Source organism: Flavobacterium piscis (genome assembly GCF_001686925.1).
Taxonomy (GTDB): domain Bacteria; phylum Bacteroidota; class Bacteroidia; order Flavobacteriales; family Flavobacteriaceae; genus Flavobacterium; species Flavobacterium piscis.
Genome location: NZ_LVEN01000013.1, coordinates 76,110 through 89,536 on the forward strand (window position 1 = coordinate 76,110; position 13,427 = coordinate 89,536).

General features: G+C 34.7%; 9 protein-coding genes. 3 read left to right on the top strand and 6 right to left on the bottom strand.

Features of this window, described 5'->3' with window-relative positions; all coding sequences use genetic code 11:
• Positions 1 to 8 precede the first annotated feature (8 nt).
• From FLP_RS09020 to FLP_RS09035, 4 genes are all read right to left on the bottom strand, one after another.
• Positions 9 to 2,312, bottom strand: coding sequence for a glycoside hydrolase family 65 protein (locus FLP_RS09020; protein ID WP_065449201.1), 2,304 nt, complete (start codon positions 2,310 to 2,312; stop codon positions 9 to 11).
• A 220-nt stretch (positions 2,313 to 2,532) separates the two neighbouring features.
• Positions 2,533 to 3,186 (bottom strand): beta-phosphoglucomutase, encoded by a 654-nt coding sequence (gene pgmB, locus FLP_RS09025; protein ID WP_065449202.1) that lies wholly within the window; start codon positions 3,184 to 3,186, stop codon positions 2,533 to 2,535.
• A gap of 16 nt (positions 3,187 to 3,202) precedes the next feature.
• Positions 3,203 to 4,558 (bottom strand): MFS transporter, encoded by a 1,356-nt coding sequence (locus tag FLP_RS09030; protein WP_065449203.1) that lies wholly within the window; start codon positions 4,556 to 4,558, stop codon positions 3,203 to 3,205.
• Positions 4,559 to 4,738: 180 nt separating this feature from the next.
• On the bottom strand, positions 4,739 to 5,770 hold the full coding sequence (locus FLP_RS09035; protein WP_065449204.1) for a LacI family DNA-binding transcriptional regulator: 1,032 nt from the start codon (positions 5,768 to 5,770) through the stop codon (positions 4,739 to 4,741).
• A 235-nt stretch (positions 5,771 to 6,005) separates the two neighbouring features.
• Here FLP_RS09035 and FLP_RS09040 point away from each other — a divergent pair, with 235 nt between their 5' ends.
• The 3 genes from FLP_RS09040 to FLP_RS09050 are packed head-to-tail and all read left to right on the top strand — an operon-like array spanning position 6,006 to position 11,412.
• Entirely contained in the window at positions 6,006 to 9,074 is a 3,069-nt protein-coding gene (locus FLP_RS09040) for a SusC/RagA family TonB-linked outer membrane protein (protein ID WP_065449205.1), read from the top strand.
• A gap of 15 nt (positions 9,075 to 9,089) precedes the next feature.
• Positions 9,090 to 10,655, top strand: a complete 1,566-nt coding sequence (locus FLP_RS09045; RefSeq protein ID WP_065449206.1) for a RagB/SusD family nutrient uptake outer membrane protein — start codon at positions 9,090 to 9,092, stop codon at positions 10,653 to 10,655.
• 10 nt (positions 10,656 to 10,665) lie between these two features.
• Positions 10,666 to 11,412 carry a SusE domain-containing protein gene (locus FLP_RS09050; protein WP_065449207.1) on the top strand — a complete coding sequence of 249 codons (747 nt, stop codon included), beginning with the start codon at positions 10,666 to 10,668 and terminating at the stop codon, positions 11,410 to 11,412.
• Between the two features lie 150 nt (positions 11,413 to 11,562).
• Here the strand turns inward: FLP_RS09050 and FLP_RS09055 are convergent, their stop codons facing one another.
• On the bottom strand, positions 11,563 to 11,790 hold the full coding sequence (locus FLP_RS09055) for a DUF6814 family protein (RefSeq protein WP_065449208.1): 228 nt from the start codon (positions 11,788 to 11,790) through the stop codon (positions 11,563 to 11,565).
• An 11-nt stretch (positions 11,791 to 11,801) separates the two neighbouring features.
• Positions 11,802 to 13,298: an MFS transporter gene (locus FLP_RS09060; protein WP_065449209.1), complete on the bottom strand. Its 1,497-nt coding sequence runs from the start codon at positions 13,296 to 13,298 to the stop codon at positions 11,802 to 11,804.
• Positions 13,299 to 13,427: the final 129 nt, after the last annotated feature.

Genomic DNA, 13,427 nt, shown 5'->3' on the forward strand with positions numbered 1-13,427 from the left:
TTATGTAATTAATTTATTTGTACAAATTTACTTGCAATTTCAGGATTTCCGTTTACGATAATTGTTAAATCTTGGTCGCCATCTACGGTAAATGTTGTTTCGTTATGATTTACAGCTACTTTTAAAATTTGGTTTCTGAAATTAATTTTAAAAGAATACCCTTTCCATTCTTTTGGAATTTTTGGAGAAAAATGCAGTTGGTCATTTTTAACACGCATTCCCCCAAAACCTTCTACAATACTCATCCAGGTTCCGGCCATTGAGGTAATGTGACAACCTTCTTCAACTTCTTTGTTATAATCATCAAGATCAAGACGAGAAGTTCTTAAGTAGAAAGTATAAGCCATATCCATTTTATCTAAATGGGCAGCCTGAATCGAGTGTACGCAAGGTGAAAGCGAACTTTCGTGTACGGTAAAGGATTCGTAAAATTCGAAATTGCGTTTTAATTCTTCTTTAGAAAAATGATCTTCAAAAAAATAAAAACATTGTAAAACGTCGGCTTGTTTGATGTAAGGCGAACGTAAAACACGATCCCAGGACCATTTTTGATTGATTGGTCTTTGTGAACGATCTAAATCTTTTACCGGAACTAAATCTTTGTCTAAGAAACCATCTTGTTGTAGATAAACTCCCAATTCTTCAGATTTAGGGAAATACATATTGTCAGCCACTTTTTTCCATTCCTGAATTTCAGCCTCAGCAAGATTTACTTTTTCTAAAATGCGTTTGTGATCTGCGGCATATTCTGAAGCCACTTTTGTAATTTGTTCGGATGCAAAATCAATACACCATTTTGCAATATAATTGGTGTAGAAATTATTGTTGATGTTGTTTTCGTATTCGTTTGGACCTGTAACTCCCAAAATCACATACTGATTTTTTTCTTTTGAGAAAGAAGCTCTTTGGTGCCAAAAACGCGCAATTCCAATCAAAACTTCTAATCCTTTTTCTGGAATATAAGAGTAATCGCCAGTATAACGGTAATAGTTGTAAATCGCAAAAGCAATCGCTCCGTTTCTGTGGATTTCTTCGTGTGTGATTTCCCATTCGTTGTGGCATTCTTCACCATTCATGGTCACCATTGGATACAAAGCCGCGCCATTTTTGAAACCTAAATTATCTTTAGCATTTTCGATCGCTTTGTCCAATTGATTGAAACGGTAAGTCAATAAGTTTCTCGCAACTTGCTGATCTTTTGTAGCCATATAAAACGGAATACAATACGCCTCAGTATCCCAATAAGTAGATCCGCCGTATTTTTCTCCGGTAAAACCTTTTGGTCCGATATTCAAACGAGAATCTTTTCCTAAATACGTTTGATTTAATTGGAAGATATTGAAACGAATTCCTTGTTGTGCTTTTACATCGCCATCGATGGTAATATCTGACATTTCCCAGATTTTTGCCCAAGCATCAATTTGATTTTGAAGCAAAGCATCGTATCCTGAATGAAGGGCAGACTTTATCGTTTTTTCGGCTGCAGCCAAAGTATTATCGTGGTTTAAAGAAACCGTATATCCACCAATTTTTTGAATTGCTGAGGTTTGTCCTTTAGCAATAATAGTTCCGTAAGTATACTGAACTTTATCTGCAGTTGAATCGATTGTAGAAGGCGAAACATGAATGTCTTCATCGTTTGCCAAAATCGTATTGTGCATAAAAGTAGTCACTTTAAAATGCGTTTTAAACGTCTGAGCCGTTACAAAAGCTTCGTTTGTACCTTTTTTAACTTCAAGAGGTTCCCAGAATTTTTCTTCCCAGTTGGCATCTTCGTTTGTCACTCCGGCATCAACATAAGGTTTGTAAACAATTTTTGCATCTTTGTTTAAAGGCGTAATTTCGAATTTGATAATTCCGGCTTCATCTAAATCTAAAGAAAGAAAACGACGAATGTTTACGGCAATTTCGGTTCCGTTTTTCAGCGTAGCTTCAAAAGAACGATTGTACCATCCTTCCTTCATATTCAATTCTCTACGAAAGTTTCTAACCTCACTACAAGTATTTAAATCAAGATTTTCTTCGTTGATTTCAACGTCAATTCCAATCCAGTTTGGAGCATTAAGAACTTTTGCAAAATATTTTGGATATCCGTTTTTCCACCAGCCTACTTTTGTTTTGTCCGGATAATAAATTCCGGCAATGTAGCTTCCCTGAAAAGTTTCGCCAGAATACGTTTCTTCAAAATTGGCACGTTGTCCCATAGCACCGTTCCCGATACTGAAAAGACTTTCAGACGACTTTACTCTTTCGGCATCAAATCCTTCTTCTATGATGGACCAGTTGTCTGGTTTTATATAATCTTGATTCATTTTTTCTTTAATTAGATAATTGGGCAATTAGATAATTAGATAATGTGTCAATTAGATCATTATTTGGTTGACGTTTTCTAATTTTATTTTTCTAATTGCTGATTGTTTTACTATTTTGATTGATGATTTTTAATTGCTTTTGAGTTTATTTCAATTGGATAATTCAGTTGTAGTAAATTATCTCATTTGCTATTGAAACATTCTCTAATTGTCACATTTTCTACTGGATTAACTTGTCGATAAAGCTTTCGTCGATTACCGTAAAATCTTTAAAAATGTATTGGGCTTCATGTAAAATTGTTTCCTCACCAATTCCTACACTTACCATTCCGCCAATATTTGCAGCCTGGATTCCTGCAACAGAATCTTCGAATACAATGGCATCTTTTGGATCAATGTTTAATAATTGAGCCGCTTTCAGGAAAACTTCCGGATCTGGTTTGGCATTGGTAACGTCGTTTCCGTCAACAATAACATCGAAATACGAAATGATTCCTGTTTTCTCAAGGATTGGTCTGGCATTTTTACTCGCAGATCCCAAAGCAATTCCCTGATTTTTTTCTTTTAATAGTTGTAGCGTTTTAAAAACTCCCGGAAGAATCTCACTTTCATCCATATCAACCAAATAAGATAAGTAATCTTCATTTTTTTGAATCAGCCATTTATCTTTGTCTTCCTGCGAAGCCTGAACATTTCCTAATTCAAGAATGATATCTAACGAACGTACACGGCTTACACCTTTTAATAATTCGTTATTTTCATGTGTAAAATTTATATTTAATGCTTTTGCAATTTTCTGCCAAGCTAAAAAATGATATTTGGCGGTATCAACGATTACGCCATCAAGGTCGAATATGAATGCTTTTTTGTTCATTATATTAGAGATGTTCTTATGATTTTTGAATAGTGTCGTCTACATCTTTTACTTTGTAAACTAAAAGAGCCGCGATTAAAAAACTTACTCCGCTTGTAATTAGGGCATAAATTGCATCGCCATTATAAAGATACTTTACAATTGGACCTCCAATAAGCGCGTTTACAATTTGCGGAATCACAACAAAAAAGTTGAAGATTCCCATGTAAACTCCCATTTTTTTAGGTGCAATTGATCCTGCAAGAATGGCATAAGGCATAGCCAAAATACTAGCCCAGGCAACTCCAACTAAAATCATTGGTAATACAACCCAATCTTCATTTGGCATGAAATAAATCGAAATCAATCCGATTCCTCCAATGATTAATGAAACGGCATGAGTTGATTTTCGTCCGATTTTTTTAGCGATGTAAGGCAGGAAAAACAGTGCAATAATAGCAGAAACTAAATTATAAACTCCAAACAGAATTCCAACCCAATCTCCCGCGTCCTGATATTGCTGGCTTGAAGTGTCGCTTAAAGGCAATCCGTAAATGTGATGTGCAATGGCCGGAGTTGTAAAAACCCACATGCCAAATAATCCAAACCAGGAGAAAAACTGTACCCAACTTAGCTGACGCATAGTTGTTGGCATTTTTGCAAAGTCTGTAAAAATGTCTGAAAGTTTAGATTTTTCTTCAGAAGGAACATCGACTTCACTTTGAGGGTCTTCAAAATTGGCTAATTCTTCTGGCGAATATTCTTTTGTTGTAAACAAGGTTACTAAAATTGAACCAATTAAAACTGCCGCTCCAATGATAAAAGAAAGAGTCAGATTTAATGGAACACTTCCCGGAACTGTACTGTTTGAAACGTGAAAGTACTTAGTTAAAACATACGGTAATGCTGAACCGATTACAGCGCCAAAACCAATTAATGAAGTTTGAATACTAAAACCTGCAGTACGCTGATCTGTTCTTAAATTATCACCAACTAAAGCGCGAAAAGGCTCCATAGCGATATTGAAAGATGCGTCCATAATCATTAACATTCCGGCTCCAACCCATAAGGCAGGTAATATAGAAATGAAAATATTGGCTTGGGGCATTAAAATTAATCCAACTGAAGCTAAGATTGCGCCAACAAGAAAAAAGGGCTTTCGTCTTCCGAACCGTCCCCAGGTTTTGTCGCTATAATGACCAATGATTGGCTGTACTATTAATCCCATAAGGGGAGCAATAATCCAGAACCATGATAATTCATGTACGTCGGCACCAAAAATTTGAAGAATTCTGCTGGCATTTGCATTCTGAAGTGCAAACCCCATTTGTATTCCCAAGAAACCGAAACTCATGTTCCAAATTTCCCAGAAACTTAATTTACGCTTTTCCATTATCGTAATTAAAAAAATAATTAGACGATAAGCGCTTTGCTTATCAAAACTTACTTATGGTTTCGAAGTAAAAGTAAAAGCTTTGAGCAGGCGTAAAAGTATTAATTATTTTTTTAATTCAAAGCATAAAAAAACCATAAATAACATTTATGGCTTTAGAATATGTTGATTTTAAGAAAATTAGTCAGTAGATTCTCTTTCTATCAAATGTGTTTCTATAACTTCTGTGGTGTAATTTTCGTTTTCTTCATCGTCATCATCATGCTCAGCTTCGAGTCTTTCGATCAGCATTTTAGCTGCTTTATTACCCATTTTTTCGCCACTTTGGCTTACTGTTGTAATGGTTGGAGTAGAATATTTAGAAATAATTCCGTCAGTAAAAGCGATTACGGCAAGATCTTCGGGAACTTTAAGTCCCATTTTATTGGCTGTTTTAATGATTGTTACGGCAAAAAGCTCGTTTACAGCAAAAACAGCATCAAAAGCTCTGTCGTGTAAAAGCTGGCTAATGGTAATTTCGCAAGTATCTACGTCTTCAATTTTAATGATTAAATCTTCGTTAAATGGTAATCCGTTGTCAAGAAGTGCTTTTTCGTAACCATCGGTTCTTAGTTTTCCAACACTTACATAGTCGACGGTTGTAACAAGCGCAATCTTTTTTCGGCCATTATCAATCAAACTCTGAACGGCTTCGTAAGCGGCAGCTTTATCATCAATAATCACTTTATCACATAAAATGTCGTTGGTCACGCGATCGAACATTACAACGGGCATTCCTTGATTGATAACTTCGGTAATATGGTGAAAGTCACCTTTGTATTGGGTTTCTTTAGAAAGCGACATGATAAAACCATCGATACTTCCGTTGGCCAGCATTTCCATATTTAAAACTTCTTTATCGAAAGAATCATCAGATAAACAAATGACAACACTATATCCATGTTCGTTGGCCACTTGTTCAATTCCGTTGATTACAGTAGAGAAAAAATAATGTACAATTTCCGGAATGATAATACCAATACTTTTGGTTTTTCGGTTTTTTAAACTAAGGGCAATGTTGTTGGGTTTATAGTTGTAAAACTTTGCAAAAGCCTGAACTTTAAGACGTGTTTCTTCTCCTATTTCTAAGCTGTTTCGGAGTGATTTTGAGACAGTTGAAATAGATACGTCAAGTTCTCTTGCGATCTGTTTTAGGGTGATTTTGCGTTTCATAAGAATTATCGAAAAAAATCTAATTATTAATAAAGGTATCTTTTATTTTTTGATTTGTCATTTTTTGACTGAAAAGATTACAAAAAATAGAAAGTTTTCAACACTACCACGTTTTCGTAACTCAATTAAAATGGTCTCTGGTCGAGCATGTTAATAAATTCATAATTTTGAAATTCGAAGTAAAATTAAAAACTTAACTAACAATCAAAAACTCAAACTAATTTAAACAAAAAGTATGAAAACAATTTACAAAAAGTTGTTATTTTTATTCCTACTGTTACCGTTTAGTGTGCTAGCTCAAAGTACCTTAACAGGAACAGTTGCCGATGTGGCAACGGGGCAACCAATCCCGGGAGTAAATGTAAATGTACAGGGTGCTCCAGGCGGATCATCAACAGATTTTGACGGTAAATTTCAGTTATCTAATTTAAAAAATGGAGACAAAATTTTGGTTTCATTTATTGGATACAAAACGTCAACTGTAGTTTTTAATGGTCAAAAAACTATATCGATTTCTTTAGAAGAAGATACCAATCAGCTTAAAGAAGTTGTGGTACAAGTAGGTTACGGTACTGTTAAGAAAAAAGATGCTACAGGTGCAGTAACGGTTTTATCTGCCAATCAGCTTAACAAAGGACCTGTTGGTTCTGCAGATCAGCTGCTTGTAGGTAGAGCTTCTGGTGTTAGAATTACTACAGATGGTGGTATGCCAGATGCAAATCCAAATATTAGAATTAGAGGTGGAAGTTCATTATCAGGTAACAACAATCCGTTGATTATTATTGATGGTGTGCCAATTGATAATACCAATCCGGCAGGAATCTCTAATCCGTTAACATTGATAAACCCTAACGATATTGATTCGTTTACGATTTTAAAAGATGCATCAGCTACAGCTATTTATGGTTCAAGAGCCTCTAACGGTGTTATTATTGTTACCACTAAAAGAGGTGTTTCGGGTGCTCCAAAATTCACTTTTTCATCTAATGTAACAATAGGAAAAGTTAATAATCCTGTTGATATGATGACTGGACCTGAATTTACATCTTTCATTCAAAAATATCATCCAACTTACACTAATTTGTTAGGTATTCCTGATGGTAGTGGTGCAGTTGATAATCCGGCAACTCCTCAAATAGAAGGAAGAACTTTATATAATACAGATTGGCAGGATTTAATTTACAGAACCTCTATCTCTACTGATAATAACTTTAGTGCAAGAGCAAACTTATTTGGTAAAATTCCATTTAGAGCTTCTGTTGGTTATGCTAAAAATGAAGGAGTTGTAAGAACAAATGATCTTGAAAGATATACCGGATCTCTTAGACTTTCGCCAGTTTTATTAGATAATCATTTAAAAATTGATGTTAATGCTAAAGGTATATCGGTTAAAAAGAATGCTATAGATGGTGATGCTGTTATTGGTAGCGCTCTAGGAATGGATCCTACTAAACCGGCATATGCTGATCCTAATTCACCAAATAATATATTTGGAGGATATTATCAGTTGCTTAATACTAATAATTCTATAAATGGAGCACAAAATCCATTAGCAATACTGAACCAGCGATCACGTCCTGAAGAAGTTCAGAAATTAGTAGGAAATATTGAATTAGATTATAAAATGCCATTTTTAGAATCATTAAGAGCTGTTGTTAATGGTGGTGTCGAAGCATCTAAATCAAAAATTAGAGAAACATATACAGATAATGCTATTCAGACTTATCAAATAGATAACTCTGCTGCGACAACTCCTCCAACGTATGTGTTTAATCCGGGTTTAAATTATGCCGAAGATCAAACAGTTACAAATAAAACATTAGATGCTTATTTTGTATACAACAAAAGTTTAACAGGATTTGTGACAAGAGTTGATGCTCAGGCGGGTTATTCTTATCAGAATTTTAAAACTGACGGAAACAAGGGAATTTACAGATACAGTACTGAAAATGGTTTAAGAGAGCCAACTCCAAACCCTTCTAATGCCAATAATAGATATTATAACGAGAGAAACTTACAATCGTTTTTTGGAAGAGCTAATTTTGACTTAGTAGACAAATATTTATTTACGTTTACATTAAGAGCAGATGGATCGTCTTTGTTTAAAGAAGATAAAAGATGGGGTTATTTCCCTGCAGCGGGTGTTGCATGGAGAATGAAAGACGAATCATTCTTAAAAGATTCTAAAACATTCAAAGACTTAAAATTAAGATTAGGTTACGGTATTACAGGACAACAAGATATAACAGGAGTTGCTGGTTCTTATCCTTACAGTGCGTTATTTGCTCCAACTAGTAGCTCAAGTACTTATATCCCGGGAGTAAATGGTTATTATGCTAAACCTTATAATGAGGATTTAACATGGGAAAAAACAACTACATATAACGTAGGTATTGATTTTGATCTTTTTGAAAAAAGTATTGTTACAGGTAGCATCGATGCCTATCAAAAATATACAAAAGATTTACTATCAGTAGTTTCGGCGGCTCCTGGACAAGCTTTAACAAATGAATTTGTTTCTAATGTGGGAAGCATGAAAAATAAAGGTATTGAGGGAAACTTGAATGTAAAAGTGATCAATAGTGATGATTTCAATTTATCTCTAAACGGAAATATAGCGTATAATATTGGTGAAATTACAGATTTGAATAACAGAACTACAAACGTAGATAACGCATCAGGTATTCCAGTAGGAACAGGACAAAAGATCGCTTACAATACTGTTGGACAACAACCTTATTCGGCTTGGGTATTTCAACAAGTTTATGACTCAAACAACAGACCTGTTGAAAATGCTTTTGTAGATAAAAACGGAGATGGTGTTATCAATGATAGTGATAGATATTATGTGGCTTTAAGACCAAACTGGACCTACGGTTTAGGATTGACAGCTTCGTACAAACAGTTTGATTTATCAACTACTTTCAATGGTCAAATAGGAGGAAAAGTATACAACGCCAGAAAACTTCAGTCTGGATTTATTGATAAGGCATTGCCTGCTAATTCAACTAGTTTAACGAATGTTTTGAATACTGAATTTGATTTTCAAACGATTAACGGAAACGTTCCATTTTCTGATTATTACTTAGAAGATGCAAGCTTTTTACGTTGTCAGAATATTACTCTTGGATATAATTTTGATAAAGCAATTAAAGGTGCTGTTTTAAGATTGTATGCTTCAGCTAATAATGTATTTATTGTAACCGATTATACAGGGGTTGATCCGGAGAATTTCAATGCAATTGATAATAATTTCTATCCAAGATCAAGAACTTTCAGTTTTGGTCTGAATTTAGACTTTTAATAAAAAAATATAAAGATGAATCAATTTAAATTTAAGATTATAGGAGCTGCTTTTGTTCTTTTCTTATTCACTGCTTGTGTAGATGACTTAAATACAGAACCAAAAGTAGAATTGACTTTGGATAAGCTTTTAGAGCAGGATCCAAATGCTGTAGACGGTTTAGTTTCTAAAATTTACGGAACTTTTGCTCTTTCAGGTCCTGATGGTCCGGGTTCTAGTGATGTTACTACAAAAGATGCGGGAGAAGCTGCATTTTTAAGAAGTATAATCAACTTACAGGATTTCTCTGCAGATGGCATGAAAAATCGTTGGGGAGATGATGGTTTAGACCAGTTAACCACAACAAGTGGCTGGAATGGGAATAATAAATTCTTTAGATATTTATACGACAGGGCTTATTACACGATATCTCAGTCAAGTAATTTGATTCAGATTTTAAAAACAACTAAAGTAGCAGTTCCAGACAGAGAAAACCATATTGCTGAATTACGTTTTTTAAGAGCATTATCTTATTATTACCTAACAGATTGTTTTGGTAAAGGAGCTATTACGACCGAAGATGATATTAATACCACTACTCCGAAAAAGGAATCAACAAGAAAAGAACTTTTTGCTTTTATAGAATCTGAATTAAAAGAAGTTGAAGGTACTATTACAGCAACAAAATCTTACGGTAAAGCAGATAAAAATGTAGTAAGAATGCTTTTGGCAAAATTATACCTAAATGCAGAAGTGTATACAGGTACTCAAAGATATGATGATGCTTTATTGTACTCTAAAAAAGTAATCGACGAAGGTGGTTATACTCTTGCTCCAAGTTTTGCAAGTGTATTTTCAGGAGACAACAATACTTCACCGGAAATTATCTATACTTTAATTGCAGATGCAGTGGTAAGTCAGGGTTATGGTAACACAACTTACATCATCAATGGAAATTTAAGTACAGAAACAATGAATCCTAATACTTATGGTGCAACTGATGGCTGGAGTGGTCACAGAGCTACAAAAGCCTGGTATGGATTGTTTAATAATGGAGATCTTGTTGATTCTAAAGATGACAGAGCAAAATTATTCTTTACTACAGGACATTCATACGAGATGAATGATTATAAAAAATGGACAGACGGTTATCCTAGTGTAAAATTTACAAATAAAAACTTTGTTGGAACTACTAATGCAACAAGTTTTGCGAATACAGATTTTCCTTTGTTCAGATTATCTGATGCTTATTTAATGTATGCTGAATGTGTGGTAAGAGGAGCAAGTGGAGGTTCAGCAGGATTAGCTTTAGAATATGTAAATAAAGTAAGAACAAGATCTCATGCTTTAGAAATAAATGCAGGAGAATTAAACCTTGATTTCATTTTGAAAGAAAGAGGTAGAGAATTAAACCTTGAAGGACACAGAAGACAAGATTTAATTCGATTTGGAAAATTCACTGGAGGATCTTATTTATGGCCTTGGAAAGGTGGAGTAAAAGATGGAGTTGCAATTCCTGAAACTTACAACTTGTACCCAATCCCTACAAGTGCATTACAAGCGAATTCACAGTTAACTCAAAATCCAGGCTATTCATCTTAATCCGAGAAATATGAAAAATATATTAAAACTAAGTGTATTTGCACTGTTATTTATATCAGCTACAGCTTGTGATTCAGATGATGATCTTACCGTTGTAACGCCATCAAAGGCAGCTGTACTGGCAATTCCTGCTGAAGGATCAGTTTTTGTTCTTGATAAATTAACACCTAATGAAGTAGTTGCGACCTTTACATGGGATGCTGCGCAATATCAAGGTGAATCTACACCTGTAAGTTATGAACTTCAAATGGCAAAATCAGGAACAGACTTTAAAGATGTAGTTGTAGTTTCTGTAACAACAACAAATAAGGTAGCGGTAACAAGTGGAGAGCTTAATGCAGCAGCGCTTAATGCCGGATTAACGGCTTTTGAATCTCAGGATGCTGATATTCGTGTTAAATCGTATGTTGGGACAAGAGGTATTGTTCAGTATTCAAATGTGATCAAAATAGCTGTTACTTCTTATTCTGCCTGGGACAATTGGGGAATGATTGGTTCTGCAACGCCTAATGGATGGAATGATCCGGATACAAATCTAGAGTATGATTTAGCAACTAAAACATACTCCTATACAGGACCATTGGTAGTTGGGGAGTACAAATTCAGACTTGACGATAAATGGGATACTAACTTTGGTGACGATGGTAATAATTTATCATTAGAAGCCGGAGGAGCTAATATTCCAGTTGCTGTTGCAGGAGATTATACAATCGTTGTTGATTTTATTGGAAAAAAATACACGATTACAAAAAACTAATGTTTTCTGATAATTAAAAAAGGGCTATCTCTTTGAGATGGCCCTTTTTAAGATATACTTGCTAAGTAAAGATTTTGGTTTGGTTAGTAATGCAAAAGGGCTGCTCTATATAATAGACAGCCCTTTTCTGGTTTTTGTTTGTAGTTTTTCTTATCTCTTCTTATCATTGTATTCTCCAATCACGGCAAAATAACCAAATGTTCCTAATCCTAAAACAATAAGAGGAGTCAGAATAAAAAGGATGATGATTCCAAAAACTAAATCATCTTGCTGGTCTGACAGGAGTTTGGGTAAGCCAAATTCAAATACACAAAAGTAAGCCGCTGCAGCTGCAAGAATAATCCATAAAACACCTAAAATTTGTTTGATCGTATTCATAGTTTATAATATTAAAGGTGATTGGTTTTGTTTTTATTATCGATATAAATCATTCCAATTACAAAACAGACTGAAGCTATAATAATAGGATACCAAAGTCCGTCGAGATAAAAGTCCGTTTTTCCGGCTTGTTTGGAATGTGTGACAAAATAAGTAGAAATTGCGGGAAGTAAACCTCCAAAAATACCATTACCAACATGATAAGGCAATGACATCGAGGTGTATCTGATTTTTGTTGGAAACATTTCGACCAAAAATGCCGCGATAGGTCCGTATACCATCGTAACAAATAAAACCTGAATGAAAACTAAGAAAATTAAAGTCCATTCATCGCTTGAATTGATAGCAATCGAAGTAGTAATCTGATCATCTTTTTTGCCTGAAAAATGCGTCTTTTTCTGTAAAAAAGAAGTTCCGTCGGTATATTCTTTATGTGTGGTATAGATAGAATCGTTGTCTTTATTGACCTCGATTGTTTCTTTTGTGGCCTGAGTTAGTTCAGTTTTGTAGCTTACATCTGTGGTATTGTACATCATTTTGTAAATAGGTCTGTAGAATAAAATGGCAAGAAGCATACCGCCCATCATAATATATTTTCGTCCTATTTTGTCGCTCAGCCATCCAAAGAAAATAAAAAACGGAGTACCTAATAATAGTGCAATACCTAATAATCCATCTACCTGCGATGAATCGATATTCATTACGGTTTTCATAAAACTCATCGCATAAAACTGTCCCGTGTACCAAACAACACCTTGCCCCATTGTGGCTCCAAATAAAGCGAGTAAAACAAACTTGAGGTTGTATCTGTTCCCGAAACTTTCTTTTAGAGGGTTTGTACTGGTTGTACCTTCTTTTTTAGCTTTGGCAAAAACCGGAGATTCGTCCATGTTTTTACGAATTAAATAAGAAACGCCTACCATAACAATCGAAACCCAAAACGGAACACGCCATCCCCAGGAGTCAAAATCTTCAGGAGAAAGCACATTTTTGGTTGCCAGAATAACCATTAACGAAATAAATAAACCAACTGTAGCGGTAGTTTGAATCCAGGAAGTCCAGTATCCTTTTTGTCCGACTGGAGCATGTTCGGCTACATAAGTCGCTGCACCTCCGTATTCTCCACCAAGCGCTAATCCTTGCAATAAACGCAGAATTAATACTAATAAGGGCGCCATAAAACCAATCGTTTCGTAACTCGGGATACATCCTATTAAAAAAGTAGAACCTCCCATTAATAATAAAGTGGCCATAAAAGTATATTTTCGGCCAATAATATCTCCCAGTCTCCCAAAAAATAAAGCTCCAAATGGTCTCACAACAAATCCGGCAGCAAAAGTGGCTAATGTGGACAAAAAAGCCGCAGTGGGATTATCACTAGGGAAAAATTTAGTTGAAATTACGACGGCCAAACTCCCAAAAATATAGAAATCATACCATTCGATCATAGTACCCATTGATGAGGCTGAAATTACTTTCCAGATGCCTTTTGTAGAAGTTTTACTCATAAACTAATTTGTATACTTGGTAATAATTAAAACTATTAAATATTTTTTCACGAATATAAAAGATAATTTTTTATTTATTTGATACTTTTTTAACAAATAGTGTTTATTTGTTGATTTAACATTTATTCG

What these genes read in the sequence shown, in the direction of transcription:
- FLP_RS09020 (WP_065449201.1), bottom strand. Translation starts at nt 2,312, where the DNA reads ATGAATCAAGATTATATAAAACCAGACAACTGGTCCATCATAGAAGAA.
- pgmB (WP_065449202.1), bottom strand. Translation starts at nt 3,186, where the DNA reads ATGAACAAAAAAGCATTCATATTCGACCTTGATGGCGTAATCGTTGAT.
- FLP_RS09030 (WP_065449203.1), bottom strand. Translation starts at nt 4,558, where the DNA reads ATGGAAAAGCGTAAATTAAGTTTCTGGGAAATTTGGAACATGAGTTTC.
- FLP_RS09035 (WP_065449204.1), bottom strand. Translation starts at nt 5,770, where the DNA reads ATGAAACGCAAAATCACCCTAAAACAGATCGCAAGAGAACTTGACGTA.
- FLP_RS09040 (WP_065449205.1), top strand. Translation starts at nt 6,006, where the DNA reads ATGAAAACAATTTACAAAAAGTTGTTATTTTTATTCCTACTGTTACCG.
- FLP_RS09045 (WP_065449206.1), top strand. Translation starts at nt 9,090, where the DNA reads ATGAATCAATTTAAATTTAAGATTATAGGAGCTGCTTTTGTTCTTTTC.
- FLP_RS09050 (WP_065449207.1), top strand. Translation starts at nt 10,666, where the DNA reads ATGAAAAATATATTAAAACTAAGTGTATTTGCACTGTTATTTATATCA.
- FLP_RS09055 (WP_065449208.1), bottom strand. Translation starts at nt 11,790, where the DNA reads ATGAATACGATCAAACAAATTTTAGGTGTTTTATGGATTATTCTTGCA.
- FLP_RS09060 (WP_065449209.1), bottom strand. Translation starts at nt 13,298, where the DNA reads ATGAGTAAAACTTCTACAAAAGGCATCTGGAAAGTAATTTCAGCCTCA.